Here is an 18,869-nt window from a genome sequence, read left to right on the forward strand (position 1 = left end):
TATTAACCTAACTTACAGATGCGTTAGTTTGTTTCATATTGAAATTTCATCGTTACTTTAAAGATATAGTGATTAAAAACTTCTACGCTATCAATTTAGAAGATCTCTCACTTCGTTCGAGATGACATCTTTTGGGCGATATCAATTTACCAACCCGGCGTGAACCCTAAACCAAATACAGGCTTGGCAATATCCGTACGGTTAAACGGTATTGCCAGATATGGCTCCAAAACCAGGTAACCGAAAAGATTGACCCTCAGCGAAACCCCGGCGCTCAAAGCCGGCACCCGCTGATTGGTGTTATAAAGCGTTTGCATCACGGGTTTACCACTCGCGCCTAAAACCTGTTTCCCGCCGGCATCCAACACGGGGGCAGTGCCGATGGCATCAGGTGCAAGGGCGAATTTTATTTCGTTACCCTGGTTCCACGCCAATCCGGCGTCGAAGAATAAATTCAGATCGGTAAACAAGAACTTAGATTTTATTTGCGCCAATTTCTCAGGGCCGGTAAATGGTAACCTTACTTCAAAATTTGCTACTGCTATGCGGTTGCCAGATAACTGGTCTACAGTAAACCCGTTACCACTTGTTTGGCGGCTGTTGTAAAAGCTGTTGTATTCGTAACCCCGTATCAGAAAAGGATATCCTACAAAAAGCGGGTACAGCAAATTACCAACCTGCCCAAAACGCCCATATGTATAAAATCTGCCGGCAAAGGTTACAGGTGCTACCCGCTCGTACTTCCGCAGGTCTATACTTGGCGCAAAATAATTTGCACTGCCGAAATCGTACTCGGCCTGTATGCGATAACGGAAACCGTTAAGCGGTGCAGTTACGCCGAAGAAAGAGTTGTCGCCCACCAGAGCCGTGTTTACCTGAAGTATGGTAAAAGGTGTAAGCCTTATGTTGCTGTTTAGCGGATCTGCCTGGTAGTCGCTATTAGCAACGTGATGTTTCTCGAAGGCGATGGGCGCCAGCGATGTGGTATCATAGTAAGTGCTGTAGCGGTCTACGCGGTAATAATAATGTGATATTCCGCCGCCAAACTCTAATCGGGTAACCTTTGAGAAAGGATAAGCTGTGAACAAATTTGCCTGGTCCTGAAATATACGGATGATATCAAACCTGTCTTCGTAAGCCGGGATAGGTTTGCCACCGTTGTTATAGGTAGTTGATACCCGGTTATAATTAGCAAACTGAAATGGGATGTGCGATAACGCGCCGCCTACATTCCATCGGCCTTGCTGATTTATATAAGCTACCTGCGCACCAAAATCGTAAACCTCGCCGTTAACGGATGCACCTGCGAAGATTTGGTTACGGCCTAAAATGTCGCTGAATACGCCTTGTATGCCGCTGGCTAAACCCGCGCCGTATGTGCTCACACCTACCCCAACACCACTGCTGGCCAGATAGTCTAATTTGAACTGCGGGCGGTAAGGGACATTTTTGATAGAATCAACCGGGATGCGTGGATAGGCTAAGTAATTTTGCAGATTGGCATTAATCTGGTCTACACCAACAAAGCGAGGCGGCGGCAGCATGGCAGCGTCGAAGTTGGTTTGCCCGGCCTCTACTGTCGTCGCTTTAAATTCCGATGCCTTTGCATTGTACAAGGCATATTTTTGGCGGCGATAGTAGGAATAAACTATATCGTCATACGCCGACACACTTAAAGCAGGGGAATACTCCGTTATACCACTGATGCCCGTAAACAGATCTGTCATCTGCTCAGTTTTGCCCGATGCTAAGGTGTAACGGTACATATTACGGAAGCCATCCTTGTTTGACAGGAAGTAGATCTGCGAACCGTCTGCGGAATATTGCGGATTTAGATTGTTTGCGCCGTTAAAAATATTCAGGTTATTCACCAACCCGGTTGCAACGTCTATTTCTGCCAAATTAAAAGTGATCTCCTGGCTTAGCGACTTATCATATGTAGTGCGGTCTGTTGAAAAGATGATTTTACGGCCATCGCGGGAGTAAGTGGGCTGATAGTCTGAATATTTATCGTTGGTGAGCTGCGTTACCTTTTTGGTGTCAAAGTTGTACGTGTAGATGTCACCCTGTCCCTCAGTCATTCCCTGGAAAGCAATGTTTTTGCCATCCGGCGACCATGACAAGTTACTGAACTGCTCTACCTTGCCCATTGAGATATCTTCCAGCACGCGTCCGTTAGGAATGCTTACTATCAGCATACGGTTGCGCCCATTGTTAAATACGCTGAAGGCGAACTTCTTGCCATCAGGCGACCATGTTCCCGCCGACTCGATAAAATTAAATTCGTCTATGTGGGTGTTTGATACCTTACTAGTTAACTTCTTAATTACCCTGCCGCTCTTTGCATCGGCCAGATATAGGTCTACTGTAAAAAGGTCTTTTTCTGAGAGAAACGCGAGGTATTTACCATCGGGACTTATTGAAGGCGCAACGTTCATATCACCGGCATTTTTATTGTCGATAATTCGCTTTCCTACAGGGGTTTGTAAGGTGTCTTTTAAATAAGGCTGATAGGTAGTCTCGATCGAATTTTTCCAGAGTTTAGATAGTGTCTTGTCATCATAGCCAAAGGTGCGGCGGATGCCATATTGTAAACCGAAACGAGCCGTATTTTTAAAAAACGGAACAATGATAGTGTCGCCATAAGTTGAACCCAAAAACGACCAGAAAGCTTCTCCATAACGATAAGGGAAATATTTGGTACTCTCGGTCAGGTCGCGCAGGGTTGGGATATCATGGTTTAAATAAGCATCGCGCATCCACATGGCTGTATAAGCGTCTTTTTTACCTAATGACAGGTACTCAGCCATACCTTCTATCATCCACAACGGCAAGTTGTTTAAACTAGCCAGGCTGGTGGTGTCGCTGGTTAACAGAGAGTGATATTGAAAAGCGTGTACCAACTCATGCCCTATAACGTGCCGCGTGGTTTGGTTGGTTTCCATAATGGGCATTACTACCCGGTTTTTTAAACCCTCGGTAACACCGCCCGTACCCACGCTTATCTCGCCATCTATAGCTGTAGTCTGCTGAAAGTCGGGGTGGTTGGCATAAAGAATTATTGGGTTTGCCCTGCGGAATGTGTCCCTAAAAACCTGCTGGTGCAAAGTGTACCACAACTCGCTTTCCTGTGCAAAGCGTTTTAGGAGGCTATCATTTTTCATGTAATAATAGATCTCGAAGTGCGGCGTTTTGTACACCTTAAATTTGAGGTTTTTGTACCGCACCTTGTTTTGCCCAAAGTACTGCGCATGCGCATTGCCGGCAACAAAAGCAGAAAGCACCGCGATCATGATCGCGATAGTTAAAGTTTTAGATCTGACAATTAAGGCGTAGAAACTCTGCATATGCGGCTTGGGTTATGTATTGCTAAAATAAAAAATCACCCGCATTACAAATGTTAAATTTTACTGTGGTGGCGCTGTCGGTTCTGCAGGTGTTGAAGCAGGTGCCTGCACTTTGGTAGTATCTACGGGAGCAGACAGGCTATCGGTTGCCAGCGTGTCAGAAGAAATGTGCGGCGACGGGCATTCATATGTTTTAGTGATCTTGCTCCATGGTTTAGGAAATGGCCCCGGGGTATAACCACTTTTTGGATCGGCATATACTTTTTCCATAAATGCACCAAATATCGGCAGAGCCGTGTGTGACCCCTCGCCTGTTTCTGATGTGGTGAAGTGCACGCTTCGATCGTCTGCGCCTACCCAAATTCCTGTCACCAGGTCTTTAGTAATACCCATATACCAACCGTCAACATAATCGCTTGATGTGCCTGTTTTGCCCCCAATCTGATTGCTGTTCTTTTTCCAGAGACCCGGGTACTCCCAAAGGGCCAACGAGGTGCCGCCCGGCTCTTCCATGCCACCGCGGAACATGTAAAGCATCAGCCAGGCAGTTTCTTCGCTTAAGACTTTTTCTTCTTTCTTTTGAAACTCATCTATGATGTTGCCATTATGATCTGTGATCCTGGTCACCAGTATGGGGTCGATCTTGTTGCCTTTATTTAAAAATGTACTGTAGGCACGCACCATTTCATAAACAGATACATCATTAGAGCCTAATGAAACAGAAGGCACAGATTTGAGCGGACTTTCAATACCGCACTTATGTGCGTATTCAACGACTTTGTCCCAGCCTACCTTTTCTGTTACCTGGGCAGTAATTGAGTTTACAGATTTACCCATAGCCCAACGCAAGGACATATCGCGGTAAGAGAAGTGGAAATCGGCGTTGTTGGGCGCCCAAACTTCTGGCTTGCCATTTTCAGAATAATTTATAGAGACAGGTTTATCTGTAAACTTGTCGCACGGAGTATAACCGTTATCGAGGGCTGTAACATAGGCAAACGGCTTAAATGTAGATCCAGCCTGCCGCTTGGCCTGATTTACGTGATCGAACTTAAAGTGATTGAAGTTTATACCACCTATCCAAACTTTTATCTTCCCAGTAGAAGGTTCTAAAGTCATCATCCCGGTGTTTAAGATTTTAGCGTAATATTTTATGGAGTCGGCAGTGGACATTGTGGTATCTCGCTCACCTATCCAGCTAAACACACGCATCTTTTTTTGCTTTGTAAAATATTGCTGTATCTGTACTGTATCGCCCTTATACTTCTTCTCAAGCAGATCGTAAATAGGTAACTTCTGCTCCGCCTTTAATAAAAAATCTTTTATGACAACACCTTTAGAATCGCGCCAGGGCTCTTTCTTGCCCCAAAGACCGTAAAACCGTCTTTGCAGCATGCGCATCTTCAGGGCAACGGCTTCTTCGGCATATTGCTGAAGGCGGGAATCAATGGTAGTATAAATTTTCAGACCATCTTCATAAAGATCATAGTCGTTGGCTTTCAGCCATTTGTCAAGCCATTTTTCTACAGCGTGGCGAAGGTATGAGTCGCCCTGGGCGTCATCCTCTACATAGCTTAAGTCGAGGTTTAACGGCTTTTTTTCGTTTTCCTCATACACCGCTTTGGTAATGTAGTTATATTTTTCCATCTGGCCCAGCACGGTATTTCTGCGTTCTATAGAACGTTCGGGATATCTTATCGGGCTGTACACCGAAGTTCCCTTAAGCATGCCAATAAGCGTTGCAGCTTGGGCTGGGTCCACTTCGTTTGGGTTTTTATCGAAGTATTTAAGCGTCGCTGTCTTGATACCAAACGTATTATTACCGAAAGGTACAGTATTGAAATACAGCGTCAATATCTGTTGCTTAGAATAAACGTGTTCTATCTTGAACGCCGTTAGCCACTCTTTACATTTAGAAACGATTGTCCGTAATACCGGGATGTGCCTTATCACCCCTTGCGACTTGCGTTTGCGGGTTGAAAAAAGGTTTTTTGCCAATTGCTGCGTAATAGTGCTCCCCCCCCGTTTGTCGCCTTTCGCTGTAGACACTAAACTGGTAGCGAACGAGTAAAAATCAACACCGGAGTGGTTATAAAAACGTACGTCTTCGGTAGCAATAAGCGCGTTTACAAGGTTTGGGGATATCTCCTTAAACTCTACCGGTGAACGGTTTTCTTTGTAATAACGGCCGATAAGTTTTCCATCGGCATAATACACTTCTGATGCGGTGGAAAGAGTGTGTGTCTTAATATCCTGCATGTCAGGCGAGTAACCAAACAGCCACAAAAAGTTAAGTTCTATTGCACAAAAAAAGATAATTACAAAGTAGATGAATATAAGGAAACCACGCAGGATCTTGTTGCTGATACGTTTGAACATTGCGTAAATATGTGAATTAATTGCGCTTTTTAGGTTTTTGCGCTGCAAATATTACTAACGTAATTTTAACAATGAAATTTTAGTTTGGTTATAAAGAACACTTTAAATGTGATCGTGCATAACGAATAGTTGAACCACATAGCCCAATTCTTCAACTATTACTTTTCTGGTCAAATAGCAACCTATCTATCAATGCAAAAGACTTAAGACGCACCGAGCCTAAAACAATATTACGTATTGTACGTACTATGCTTGAAAACTATATACTGTTTATTTTTCTATACAATTAAACGCTAATACCTATATTAGCCCGCTTTGATAGAGCATTTCAAATTCGCAAATGGCTAAAATTTTAATTATTGATGATGAGCGTGCCATCCGCAGCACGTTAAGGGAAATATTGGAGTATGAAGACTACATCGTTGAGGATGTAGACAATGGTATAGACGGCCTGGAACTGATCAAAAAGAATGATTATGACCTTGTACTGTGCGATATCAAAATGAACCGCATGGACGGCATGGAAGTGCTCACTGAAGGTTTAACCATTAAGCCGGATCTGCCTTTCATCATGATATCGGGCCATGGCACTGTTGAAACAGCAGTAGAAGCCAGCAAAAAAGGTGCTTTCGACTTTATTTCTAAACCACCAGATTTAAACCGTTTATTAATTACCGTTCGCAACGCGCTTGACCGTGGTAGCTTAGTAACAGAAGCCAAAACCTTAAAACGCAAGGTATCGAAGGTTCGGCCAATTTTGGGTACTTCGCAAGCCATTAGCCGTATACAGGAAACGATCGACCGTGTGGCACCTACAGAAGCCCGTGTATTGATCACCGGCGCCAACGGCAGCGGTAAAGAACTGGTGGCCCGCTGGCTGCACGAAAAATCTAATCGTGCAAATGCTCCTCTCATAGAGGTTAACTGCGCGGCCATCCCTTCCGAATTAATCGAAAGCGAATTATTTGGCCACGAGAAAGGCTCATTTACATCAGCTGTAAAACAACGTATCGGTAAATTTGAATCGGCAAGTGGTGGTACATTATTTTTGGACGAGATCGGCGACATGAGCCACTCGGCCCAGGCAAAGGTTCTGCGTGCGCTGCAGGAAAGCAAGATAACCCGTGTTGGCGGCGAAAAGGAAATTGAAGTTGATGTGCGCGTAGTTGCTGCCACTAACAAAGACCTGCTTAAGGAAATTGAGGATGGCAACTTCCGTATGGACTTGTATCATCGCCTTAGCGTAATATTGATACATGTCCCGCCGTTGACAGAGCGCCGCGATGACATTCCATTGCTTACGCAGAATTTCCTCGAAGAGATATGCAATGAGTATGGCATGACGGTTAAAAAGGTGTCAGAAGCCGGTATGGAAGCACTTAAGGCATTGCCGTGGACGGGAAATATCCGCGAGCTGCGCAACATGATTGAGCGTTTGATCATCCTGAGCGATAAGGTGATCACGGACGCGGACGTAAAGGCATTTGCCAACCCTTCCGCGCCGGTTACACACGCAGGCGGAGAAGCAGCTATAGGGTCAACCACAGCTGCTGCCCCTCAGCAGGATTTTAATCAGTTTAAAAACTTTCAGGAATACAAGGATTTCGCAGAGCGCGAATACATAAAATTTAAACTGGAAAAAAATAATTGGAACGTGTCTAAAACCGCTGATGATATTGACATTCAGCGCAGCCACCTCTACAGTAAAATTGAGAAATACGGATTAAAAAGGGGCGAATAGCCCCTTTTGCATTTAACTGCTTAAATACCATGAAAAAAGATATTCCCGATAATAGAGTTGAAGACGTTGCTATTGGTGTAGCACTCGAAAAGGAAGATATTGAAAGCAAGCTTTGGTACGTTTACCTAATCAACTTAAAGGATACAGCTATAGAAAATGTACTCATCACATCAAAAGGTTACGGCGAAAAAAATGGCGAACAGGTGAAAACATCGGTTTTGCGCCACATGATCCCGCAGTTAGACGCCGGTGCCTATGCCTTGATAGAACCAATAGACGAAGCGACATTTGGTTTGAGTAATGAATACTGGTTAAGCTATTATATAGGCCGAGAAATCTACGATAAGAAATTTATCTTCCTGCCGGAGAGCATTGTGGAATCGAATTTCATAAGGCTGCCGGTACTAAATAAGCCCGGAGTGATGATCAAATAGTCCATAGATCAAAGTTGATGGTTCATAGCTGCCATGTCATCCCGAACTTGTTTCGGGATCCCATCACCAATGAAAATTTGATTTGTAAGTGAGATGCCGAATCAAGTTCGGCATGACCGCTGCTATGCTATTTTGCTCCAAATAAGCCATATTTCAGAATACAATAGATGGCGCGCACACCGTCCTTCCATCCTATCTTTTTGCCTTCGTCGTAGGTACGGCCATAGTAAGATATGCCAACCTCGTAAAGACGAAGTTTTGGGATGCGTGAAAGTTTGATGGTTACCTCGGGCTCAAAACCAAAGCGATTTTCCCGTAGAGATAAACCTTGTATCAATTTGGTATTGAACAACTTATAACATGTTTCCATGTCTGTTAAATTAAGATTGGAAAACATGTTGCACAAAAAAGTGAGGAACTTATTACCGATGGTATGCCAGAAAAACAAGATACGGTGCGGGTTGCTGCCCATAAACCGGGAACCATAAACCACGTCGGCAAAACCTTTGCAAATGGGTTTCAGCAGGTCGTTGTACTCCTGAGGATCATACTCCAAATCGGCATCCTGGATAATGAGGTACTCTCCGGTCGCTTTAGAAATACCAGTATGTAAGGCCGCACCCTTTCCTTTATTTAGTTCATGCTCGAAATATTGAATATTCACGCCCGGATATTTTGCACAATAATTGGCAACTGCGCCGGCAGTATCGTCTGTAGAACAATCGTTGACAATGATAATTTCTTTTTCGATGTCATCGAGCAGATCAACCGCCATTATCTTATTCAGGATAAGGTGGATAGTATTTGCTTCATTATAAGCGGGGATAACTATAGATAACTTATTGATCTTGGCGTTCATGCAGGTAGAAAGCGTAAGGCTTAGATTTTATTAAGATAAGCAAAACCGCTATATATCAAAATAAAGCATATTGGAGTTGCTTCGATTCAGTCCACAGCGGAACAACCGGCTCGGCAATGTGTTTGCCGGTAATATGATAAACAGCAGACTCGTGAAAACGCGATGCCACCACAATATTGGTGCGGCCTGCATGTAGTCTAAACAGATCTTCAACCAATTGAGGATCATTGTTATCGCGGGATAAATGTGCCAGCAGCAAATGGCTCATATGCGCAGACTTATGATCCGTAAATAATTTTAATGCCTGGGCATTAGAGATATGCCCCCTGCCACCGCTAATGCGCCGTTTTAGGTGATATGGATAGCGGCCGTTCATCAGCATCTGCTCGTCGTAATTGGCTTCCAGAAATGCGGCATGGCAACCTTTAAAGTTTGCAATAACATGATCGCATGCGCTGCCGATGTCGGTGATTACGCCAACCTTAATACCATTGTAAGTTATAGTAAAACTGTGCGGCTCCGCAGCATCATGTATCTTAGGGAAAGCAGTTACAGATATGCCATTAATACTTACAGGGTGATAAGCCACAAATGGGAATATCATGTGTTGCTGCAAGAACTGACGGCCGGTAAATGTAGTTCTTGGGGTAATGTAAACCGGCAGGTCGTATCTCTTAGCCAATACCGGCACCGCGGTAACATGGTCGGTATGCTCGTGGGAAATAAATATAGCACGCACCATCTTTAAATCGAGGCCCATACGCGCCATGCGCTTTTCGATTTCGCGGCAGGATAAACCGGCATCTACTAATATTGCATCGGTTTCATTGCCAACATAATAGCAATTACCGTTGCTTCCGGAATTAATTGACGCGATGTATAAAGACATTACTACAAATTAACGGCGTTTCTGCTAAAAATTATAGTAATGTTTAAAAAATTGTCAGTTCAAAAACCTAATGTCCCTCTATCGCATTTTTTACTTGTATAAATAAAAATTAATGCAATAATTTGCACAAAATTTAAAGACGGTTAAAATCATTAAATAATGAACGTTCAGAGCTTTACATCTACGGCCCCCTGTGCAAAATTTGCACCCGCTGCCGTTGCTTTGCGTTGTACTGATCTTTCAATTTTCCCTTCACGACGAAGGATCTATATCCCCAGGGTGTGAATGTAGCCTGTGCTGCTAAATTCTGCACCATCCTCAATTAAAGTGTGAAACACTTTACTCCTTAAACGTTTATTTATTTACGGCCCAAAAGCCAAGCAAGTTTAAAGGGTTTCCAAAATGACCATTAAAGATTTTGATATACTAGTCGCCTCAGAAAAGCATGTTGATTTTGCTCAGCAGATCACCATTGAAATGGCTGAGAGCGCTAAGGCACGCGGTACGGGTATAGCACAGCGCTCGCCGGAGTACGTCGCCAATAAGATGCTTGAAGGGAAGGCGGTAATTGCATTCCATAAAGACGGTACCTGGGCCGGCTTCTGCTACATAGAAACTTGGAGCCATGGCGATTTTGTTGCCAATTCAGGACTTATTGTTAATCCCATATTCCGTAAGGTTGGATTGGCAAATGCTATCAAGCACGAAGTGTTCAAATTATCCCGTTCCAAATATCCGGATGCCAAGATCTTCGGGCTTACTACAGGTTTAGCCGTAATGAAGATCAACTCTGAACTAGGCTACGAGCCGGTTACTTATTCTGAACTTACACAGGATGAAGATTTCTGGAAAGGTTGCCGCAGTTGCGTTAATTACGATATTTTGATGAGTAAGGAACGCAAGAATTGTATGTGCACGGCGATGCTTTACGACCCGGCTGAAAAACAAAAACACAAAGAAGATAAATTTAAGGAAATATCGCATAAAGCAACTTTGCTGGAGCGTATAGAGAACGCCTTGAAACTGCGTTCAACTAAAATAATTACCATTTTGGGCATTAGCGCCTTATTACACAAACTATTTGATAACTAATGAAACAGAAAGTTGTATTGGCCTATAGCGGCGGCCTCGACACCTCATTTTGCTGCATATACTTAACGCAAGACCTCGGCATGGAAGTGCACTCGGTAATTGTAAATACCGGTGGTTTTAGCGATGAGGAGTTAAAAGGCGTTGAAGAACGTGCATACAAAATGGGCGTTACATCGCATCACGTGGTTGATGAAACGGAGAATTTTTATAATACCTGCGTTAAGTATTTAACCTTTGGCAATGTGTTGAAGAATAATACCTATCCTCTTTCTGTAAGTGCTGAGCGCGTTAGCCAGGCAACTGCCATCGCAAACTATGCTAAGGAAATAGGTGCCGAATTTGTCGCCCATGGCAGCACCGGTGCAGGTAATGACCAGGTGCGTTTCGATATGATCTTTAATATCCTGATACCGGATGTGAAGATCCTCACTCCCATCCGCGACCTTAAATTGAGCCGTGAAGAAGAGATTACCTATTTAAAGGAGCACGGTGTTGACATGAATTTTGAAAAGGCTAAATATTCTATCAACAAAGGTATTTGGGGAACCTCTGTAGGCGGAAAAGAAACGCTTACTTCTAACTTAGGTTTACCAGAAGATGCGTGGCCAACCCCTGTGACGGAAAGTGCGGCGAGAAACCTTACACTCGAATTTAAACAAGGCGAATTATTTGCGATCGACGGGACAGGCTACGATCATCCAACAAAAGCGATACAAGCCTTGCAAGCAATCACTCAGCCTTACGGAATCGGTAGGGATATTCATGTTGGTGATACCATCATCGGCATAAAGGGCCGCGTAGGTTTTGAAGCCGCGGCACCAATTGTTATCATTAAGTCTCATCACACATTAGAAAAGCACGTGCTTACCAAATGGCAGCTGTCCTGGAAAGACCAGCTAGCATCTTTTTACGGCAACTGGCTGCATGAGGGCCAATTCCATGACCCTATTATGCGCGATATTGAGGCATTCTTAAACAGCACGCAAGCCAAAGTGAGCGGAAAAGTTTTTGTAGAGCTTAACCCATACCGTTTCCAGGTAACAGGCATCGAATCTGACCATGACCTGATGTCTAATAAATTCGGCAGCTACGGCGAAATGAATAATGCCTGGACCGGCGAAGATGTTAAAGGTTTCTCTAAGATCTTTGGTAACCAGGTGATGATCTATCACAAAGTAAACAGTGCCGAGTAATGAATGCTATTTTATCTAAAGATAAATGTTTAAGCAAATACACTTGGGGTGATAATTGTACCGGGTGGAATTTTGTGGACACAGACGATCTTTCGGTAAAACAAGAACTGATGCCTGCGAGAACAGCGGAGGCATTGCACTATCACAACAAGGCAAACCAGTTCTTCTTTATTCTTAAAGGCACTGCCACATTTGAGGTGGACCAAGTTACTAATATAGTAAACATGCATCAGGGTATAGAAATTAAAGCAGGCCAAAAGCATAGGGTAAGCAACGAATCCGCTGGCGACCTCGAATTCATTTTGTACTCTCAACCATCAACAAAAAATGACCGAACCAATTGCTAATATGGAAATTCCAACAGTTTTGGTTGCACTACCTGGAGGTGAAAAGATTAAAGCGGGCATTATTGGCGGCGCAGGTTACACGGGCGGAGAACTGTTGCGCATTTTGGTAAATCACCCAAATGTCGATATCGCTTTTGTACATAGCAACAGTAACGCAGGTAACCCGGTTTATGAAGTGCATACTGACCTTTTTGGTGATACTGAGATGAAGTTCACCGATGTGCTTAATCTTGATATCGATGTACTCTTTTTATGTGTTGGACACGGCGACGCGCGTAAGTTTTTGGCGGCTAACCCCTTCCCTGCAAGTGTTAAAGTCATTGATCTGAGCCAGGATTTCCGCCACGCGGCAAAATCAGATATTGGATATGAAGACACTGAGCATGCAGGTCGGAAGTTTCTATATGGTTTGCCTGAACTAAACCGTGAGGCAACTAAGTCAGCTGAAAACATTGCCAACCCGGGCTGTTTCGCAACTTGTTTGCAATTGGGTCTGTTGCCTTTGGCCTCGAAAGGGTTGTTGAATAGCGAAATTCATATCACCGCGACAACAGGCTCAACCGGTGCCGGACAAAGCTTAGCTCCAACGTCGCACTTTACCTGGCGCAACGATAACCTATCTGTTTATAAAGCATTTGAACATCAGCATTTAACAGAGATAACCGAGTCGCTCGTACAGTTGCAGAATGGTTTTGACCAGACAATAAACTTCGTCCCTTATCGCGGCGATTTTACCCGGGGGATAATTGCATCAATATATTTAGACAGCGATCTGTTCGCGGAAGATGCATTGAAACTATTTGAAGAGTTTTACGCAAGCCATCCGTTTACGCATGTGACGAGCCGTAACATAGACTTAAAACAAGTTGTAAATACTAACAAATGCTTTTTGCAAGTACAGAAAAAAGGTAGCAAACTATTCATCATCAGTATAATGGATAACTTGCTCAAAGGCGCATCGGGCCAGGCGGTGCAGAACATGAATTTAATATTCGGACTTGAAGAAACAGCGGGACTAAGGTTAAAAGCTGCTGCTTTTTAGGGAGGCTAAATCTCCCGGCGATTGAAACTATAGAAAAGTTGTCATACTGAGCGCTAGCGAAGTATCTTATTCAGTATTGCTGTAACGCATAATCCCGATAGCTATCGGGATTCACTACGTTCAGGATGACAATAATAATAAAGAAATTAAAAATGAACTTATTTGGCGTTTATCCTATTAACCCTATCGAAATTGTAAAGGGTGTTGGCAGTTTAGTATATGACGCGCAGGAAACTGAGTATCTTGATCTTTATGGCGGCCATGCCGTTATATCAATCGGACATACTAACCCACGGTACGTTAACCGCTTGGAGGATCAACTGCATAAGATAGGTTTCTACTCAAATTCGATTGAAATACCCTTACAGAAACAATTGGCAGAAAAACTGGGTAAGGTATCCGGTAAAACCGACTATCAACTATTCTTATGTAATTCGGGAGCCGAAGCGAATGAGAACGCGCTAAAACTGGCATCATTTTATAATGGCAAGAAGAAAGTGATCGCTTTTACCGGATCATTCCATGGTCGGACTTCGTTAGCGGTTGCCGCGACCGATAATCCTAAAATTGTAGCGCCGGTTAATGAGACGGATAATGTTATCTTTTTGCCATGGGGCGATGGTAACGCGCTAACAGAAGCATTTAAAAACAATGATATTTCTTCGGTCATCATTGAAGGTATACAAGGTGTTGGCGGAATTAAAGTTGCTCCCATTGAGTTTCTGCAGCAAATACGAACGCTATGCGATGAGCACAACGCCGTTTTCATAGCAGACAGCGTACAGTGCGGTTATGGCCGTACAGGTAGATTCTTTTCACACGATTTTGCCGGCGTTGACGCGGATATCTACACAATGGCCAAGGGTATGGGCAACGGTTTCCCCATTGGCGGAATTATCATTGCGCCGAAAATTAAACCGGCTTACGGGATGCTAGGCACAACTTTTGGCGGCAATCATTTAGCTTGCGCTGCCGCGTTAGCTGTGCTGGAAGAGATAGAAGAACACAGCCTGCTACAAAATGCAGCTGAGGTTGGCGGATACTTGACTGAAGAGTTAAAAAAGTTTAACGAGATAAAAGAAGTACGTGGCCGCGGATTGATGATAGGTATTGACTTGCCTGCAGAAATGGCAAACGTAAAAAAAGACCTGCTCTTCAAGCACCACATATTCACAGGCGAAGCCAAACCAAATGTGATCAGGCTGCTGCCCGCACTTAACCTAACCAAAGCACACGCCGACAGGTTCCTGGAGGCATTTTCACAATTAGTAAAATGAGATTATTTTCTTCAGTAAACGATGTTCAGGATGTAGATGCTTTAGCTAAAGAAGCTCTGGCATTAAAGGCTTCCCCATTTGCGTACCAGCAACTTGGTAAAAATAAAACCATTTGCCTTGTGTTTCTTAATCCAAGCTTGCGCACACGTTTGAGTACACAAAAAGCCGCGCAGAATTTGGGTATGAACGTCATCGTACTAAACATTGACAAAGAAGGATGGGCTTTGGAATTGCAGGATGGCGCCGTGATGAATGGCACGAGTGTAGAACATATCAAAGATGCCGCCGCCGTTATGGGCGAATATGCCGACATCATCGGTCTCCGCTCTTTTCCTGGGTTGAAAGACCGCGATGAGGATTATAGCGAAGCGATTTTTAATAAATTTGTCAAGTACTGTAATGTCCCGGTGGTAAGCCTGGAGTCTGCAACCCGTCACCCATTGCAAAGCCTCGCTGATTTGGTTACGATAGAGGAGTTTAAAACGAAGCTTCGGCCGAAGGTAGTATTAACGTGGGCACCGCATATAAAGGCTTTACCGCAGGCTGTGCCGAACTCTTTTGCCGAATGGATGTGCAAAGCAAATGTTGATTTTGTGATCACACATCCCGAAGGCTATGAACTAAACCGGGACTTTACTCAAGGCGCTACAATAACCAATGATCAGGACGAGGCTCTGATAGATGCTGATTTTGTTTATGTTAAAAACTGGTCGGCGTACGAGCTGTACGGAAAAGTGCTACCGGGTAATGACGACTGGATGTTAACGCTTGACAAGTTAAAAGCAACTAATAATGCTAAAGTGATGCATTGCTTGCCGGTGCGTCGCAATGTTGAACTAAGCGACGAAGTTTTAGACAGCGAAAGTTCTGTTGTGATCCATGAAGCCGGCAACCGTGTTTGGGCGGCGCAAGCTGTGCTTAAGCAAATGTTAGAAAGTCTCTAATGTACGTTCCGCACCAATTCCGGGCCGAAGATCAAAACGAGGCTATTGAGTTCATCAAAAGGTTCAGTTTCGGAATATTAGTCAGTACACAAAATAGTTTGCCCATTGCTACACACATCCCGTTTGTAGTAACGGAGGAAGGTGATAAAGTGAAACTAAGCTCACATTGCTTTGGCTAATCCGCAAAGCCGACTCTTAATCAATCAAAAAGTTTTAGCAATTTTTAATGAACCCCACGCTTATATCTCGCCTTCACACTATGAAAAGGAGTTAGTAGTGCCAACGTGGAATTACATTGCAGTACATGCATATGGGCAAGTATCTATTATCGATGAGGTAGACAGCAAATTGACCATGCTTAAGGAAATGATCACCTTCTATAACGACATTGACTACCTGAAAAAATGGATAACGATGCCACTTGACTACAAAATAAAGATGGCCAAAGGTATAGTGGCTTTCGAGATTATAGTAGATGACCTGCAGGCAAAAATGAAGTTGAGCCAGAACAAAGCTGAGACGGAAAAAGATCGCATTATCGAAACACTTAGCAGCAAGGATTCTGCACAGCAGCAAGTGGCAGAATATATGCGCAGGCAACAGGAAAATGGCGCTTAACTTTTCGGATTATCTTTGTAACTGCTGTTGATTAACCTGTTCAATGTCAGGCCCTGTACAATCACAGAAAAGATTACGATAAAATATGCCCCGGCTAATATAAGCGTTCGGTACTTGCTGTGTGGTAACGATAGCGCAAGTGCAATGGATATGCCGCCGCGTAAGCCAGCCCAGGTAAGAATGTTTACGCTTTTGTAGTTCATATTCAGCGTGCGCCTTAAAAACGCGGCAGGTATGGTTATGCTAAGCCATCGCGCTAAAAGTATCGCGGTAATTGATACCCCGCCAGTGATCCAATAATTCTTCAAAAATGGCAGCTCAACTATCTGCAGGCCTATCATCACAAACAAGATCGTGTTAAGCATCTCGTCTATCAATTTCCAGAACCGCTCCAGATTTTGGTGAGACATTTCCTTATTCGAATTATTGATAGACCGTATGCCGCTGATAAGTCCGGCAGAAACTACTGCCAAGGGCACAGATAATTTCCATGCTATGGCCATCAATGATAAGGCCATAACTAATGCCAATGATAATAACACTATTGTTTGAAAGTCAGTAATTGAGCGCATCAAACGGTTAATAAAATAGCCGCAAGCCAATCCCAAAGTGATCCCGCCAAAAACCTCACGACAAAACAGCAGCGCCGTTTGGCCAAAATTGATCTTGGTGGTATGCGTTTGTACAACCTCCAAAATGGTAACGAATAATACAAGCCCTACCCCATCATTGAAAAGCGATTCGCCTGTAATAATTGTTTCGATGTGATTAGGTAGCTTGGACCCTTTTACCAATGCAGAAACCGCTACAGGATCTGTAGGCGATACCAGCGCGCCGAACAACAAGCAATAGATCAGCGGCACGTGGATGTCAAACAGGCGCATGGCGCCAAAGAATAAAAACCCAAACGCAAATGTCGATACGATTACGCCTACAGTGCTTAATACTAAAACCGGCCTCATTTCGCGCTTTAACTTGGCGGCGTCCAGGTTAAATGAGCCGGCAAAAAGTAAAAAGCCCAACATTACGTTCAGCACCACTTCAGAGAAATCGATATTACGGGAAAGGTCTGTCAGGTATTTAGAGAAAGACGGGTTTATACTGTCAAGAACGATGATAAGTATCGAAACTATCGTCGCTATCAGCATGATACCAATAGTAGTCGGCAGCTTAATAAACCTGGCATTGAGGTATGAGTAACCGGCGCTAACGATCACCAGGAAAGCAATGATGACAAATAAATTCATAGGCATTAATTAGATGCCCACTTGTGTAAAAGGTTTAGGCGTTCATTGCAACCTAAAACCTATATCGAGGTGGGGTCAGTTTGTCTTGTCTTCGTATCAAAATATCGCACGATTATACGATTATCGCTGTTCTTCGTAAAATAGCTTATTGCCCAGTTGATAAATACAATCAGCTTATTGGTAAAGCCTGCCAAGAACATCAGGTGTACAAAAAGCCAAAGTAACCACGCAAAAAATCCTTGGAATTTAAATTTGCCAATATCTGCAACTGCCTGGTTGCGGCCCACTGTTGCCAAAGTACCTTTATCCCAATATTTAAATGGCACAACAGGTTCATTTTTTATAATGCGCATTAAATTGACAGCTAGTTGCTGGCCCTGCTGTATTGCTACTTGTGCTACTCCCGGGTAACCGTTCGGCTTTTCAGTGGTTATTATTCCGGCTACATCGCCAATGGCGAAAATGTTATTGTAACCCTTCACTTTGTTGATCTCGTCGGTTTGAATTCGCGAGCCCGGGCCGATGTTTTCTTTACCAAACCCTTCCGGTACTTCGGCCTTGACGCCTGCTGCCCAAAAAACGTTACGGGTTTTTATTTCGGTCGCGTTATCGATCTTTAAAGTTTCGCCATCGTAACTGGTCACGTGCACGCTATTATAAATGATAACACCTTTGTCGGTCAAGTACTTTTTGGCTTTGGCGGATGCGTCGTCAGACATAGCCGCAAGCAGGTCTGGTTTACCTTCGGCCATGTAAATTTTCATGTCATCAGCCTTTAAACCCGGATAGTCCTTTTCTAATACATGTAAACGCATTTCGGCCAATGAGCCGGCAAGTTCAACACCAGTCGCGCCGCCGCCAACTACAACAAATGTAAGTAACGCGTTTTGTTCAGGCTGATCGCAAACCATAGCCTTCTCAATATTCTGCAAAACAAGGCTGCGGATATTTAGGGCCTCAGCAATGTTTTTCATCGGCATAGTGTAATGCGCGATCTCCTCATTCCCAAAAAAATTGGTATCAGATCCTGTAGCTACAACCAAATAGTCGTATTTAATATCGCCAACAGATGTAGTTACCGAATTTTCGGCCGCGTTGATCTTTTTTACATCGGCAAGGTGAAACCTTAAATTGTCCTGCCGTTCAAATATCTTCCTAAGCGGAAAACCAACTGCGTCTGCCTCAACAGCGCCCATTGCAACCTGGTACAATAGCGGCTGAAACGTATGATAATTATGCCTGTCGAGCAAAATGATCTCTACAGGTTGATTTTTTAATTTCTTTGCCAGATTAATGCCGCCAAAACCGCCGCCAATGATCACAATTCGAGGAGTGCCGGGTGTAATGTCTCTTATTTTCATGCAATGGTTGGCGATTGATGTTTTATAAACCCTTTGCAGTGACTTATGTTTTTAATCCGCGCCCAAGAAGCCAATTGATGGCCTAATCTTTTAATTTTG

At 43.7% G+C, this 18,869-nt stretch carries 14 protein-coding genes and 1 pseudogene; 9 read left to right on the top strand and 6 right to left on the bottom strand.

What is annotated here, in order from left to right; genetic code table 11:
* Nucleotides 1–146 precede the first annotated feature (146 nt).
* Together GO620_RS06730 and GO620_RS06735 are read right to left on the bottom strand one after the other, a co-directional pair.
* On the bottom strand, nt 147–3,293 hold the full coding sequence (locus GO620_RS06730) for a DPP IV N-terminal domain-containing protein (RefSeq protein ID WP_157524322.1): 3,147 nt from the start codon (nt 3,291–3,293) through the stop codon (nt 147–149).
* Between the two features lie 114 nt (nt 3,294–3,407).
* On the bottom strand, nt 3,408–5,726 hold the full coding sequence (locus GO620_RS06735) for a penicillin-binding protein 1A (RefSeq protein WP_157523714.1): 2,319 nt from the start codon (nt 5,724–5,726) through the stop codon (nt 3,408–3,410).
* 340 nt (nt 5,727–6,066) lie between these two features.
* Between GO620_RS06735 and GO620_RS06740 the strand changes: the two genes are divergently transcribed.
* Nucleotides 6,067–7,467, top strand: a complete 1,401-nt coding sequence (locus GO620_RS06740) for a sigma-54-dependent transcriptional regulator (protein ID WP_157523715.1) — start codon at nt 6,067–6,069, stop codon at nt 7,465–7,467.
* Between the two features lie 29 nt (nt 7,468–7,496).
* The gene (locus GO620_RS06745; RefSeq protein WP_157523716.1) at nt 7,497–7,901 is read left to right on the top strand and encodes a hypothetical protein; all 405 of its coding nucleotides are present in this window, start codon (nt 7,497–7,499) and stop codon (nt 7,899–7,901) included.
* Nucleotides 7,902–8,028: 127 nt separating this feature from the next.
* Here GO620_RS06745 and GO620_RS06750 read toward each other — a convergent pair whose 3' ends face one another.
* On the bottom strand, nt 8,029–8,760 hold the full coding sequence (locus GO620_RS06750) for a glycosyltransferase family 2 protein (protein WP_157523717.1): 732 nt from the start codon (nt 8,758–8,760) through the stop codon (nt 8,029–8,031).
* A gap of 55 nt (nt 8,761–8,815) precedes the next feature.
* A complete protein-coding gene (locus GO620_RS06755) occupies nt 8,816–9,649 on the bottom strand; it encodes an MBL fold metallo-hydrolase (protein ID WP_157523718.1) in 834 nt (277 codons plus the stop codon).
* Nucleotides 9,650–10,051: 402 nt separating this feature from the next.
* Between GO620_RS06755 and GO620_RS06760 the strand changes: the two genes are divergently transcribed.
* The 7 genes and pseudogenes from GO620_RS06760 to GO620_RS06795 all read left to right on the top strand — a co-directional run bounded on the left by GO620_RS06760 (nt 10,052) and on the right by GO620_RS06795 (nt 16,162).
* Nucleotides 10,052–10,741 carry a GNAT family N-acetyltransferase gene (locus GO620_RS06760; protein WP_157523719.1) on the top strand — a complete coding sequence of 230 codons (690 nt, stop codon included), beginning with the start codon at nt 10,052–10,054 and terminating at the stop codon, nt 10,739–10,741.
* Complete coding sequence (locus tag GO620_RS06765) at nt 10,741–11,934, top strand: argininosuccinate synthase (RefSeq protein ID WP_157523720.1); 1,194 nt, start codon at nt 10,741–10,743, stop codon at nt 11,932–11,934. The genes GO620_RS06760 and GO620_RS06765 overlap by 1 nt, the downstream gene beginning before the upstream one ends.
* Nucleotides 11,934–12,281 (top strand): cupin domain-containing protein, encoded by a 348-nt coding sequence (locus tag GO620_RS06770; RefSeq protein ID WP_157523721.1) that lies wholly within the window; start codon nt 11,934–11,936, stop codon nt 12,279–12,281. Before GO620_RS06765 ends, GO620_RS06770 begins: the two co-directional genes overlap by 1 nt.
* A gap of 1 nt (nt 12,282) precedes the next feature.
* A complete protein-coding gene (gene argC / locus GO620_RS06775) occupies nt 12,283–13,323 on the top strand; it encodes an N-acetyl-gamma-glutamyl-phosphate reductase (RefSeq protein WP_157524324.1) in 1,041 nt (346 codons plus the stop codon).
* Between the two features lie 152 nt (nt 13,324–13,475).
* Nucleotides 13,476–14,600 carry an aspartate aminotransferase family protein gene (locus GO620_RS06780; protein WP_157523722.1) on the top strand — a complete coding sequence of 375 codons (1,125 nt, stop codon included), beginning with the start codon at nt 13,476–13,478 and terminating at the stop codon, nt 14,598–14,600.
* Nucleotides 14,597–15,544, top strand: a complete 948-nt coding sequence (locus tag GO620_RS06785; protein WP_157523723.1) for a Rossmann-fold NAD(P)-binding domain-containing protein — start codon at nt 14,597–14,599, stop codon at nt 15,542–15,544. The genes GO620_RS06780 and GO620_RS06785 overlap by 4 nt, the downstream gene beginning before the upstream one ends.
* A pseudogene (locus GO620_RS06795) lies at nt 15,544–16,162 on the top strand (FMN-binding negative transcriptional regulator). Before GO620_RS06785 ends, GO620_RS06795 begins: the two are co-directional and overlap by 1 nt.
* On the opposite strand, the gene GO620_RS06800 reads toward GO620_RS06795, so the two are convergent.
* Nucleotides 16,159–17,409 (bottom strand): cation:proton antiporter, encoded by a 1,251-nt coding sequence (locus GO620_RS06800; protein ID WP_157523724.1) that lies wholly within the window; start codon nt 17,407–17,409, stop codon nt 16,159–16,161. The pseudogene GO620_RS06795 and the gene GO620_RS06800 sit on opposite strands and share 4 nt — an antisense overlap.
* Nucleotides 17,410–17,468: 59 nt before the next feature.
* Nucleotides 17,469–18,770 carry an NAD(P)/FAD-dependent oxidoreductase gene (locus GO620_RS06805; RefSeq protein WP_157523725.1) on the bottom strand — a complete coding sequence of 434 codons (1,302 nt, stop codon included), beginning with the start codon at nt 18,768–18,770 and terminating at the stop codon, nt 17,469–17,471.
* Nucleotides 18,771–18,869 lie beyond the last annotated feature (99 nt).

It is taken from the genome of Mucilaginibacter ginkgonis, from assembly GCF_009754905.2.
Lineage (GTDB): Bacteria > Bacteroidota > Bacteroidia > Sphingobacteriales > Sphingobacteriaceae > Mucilaginibacter > Mucilaginibacter ginkgonis.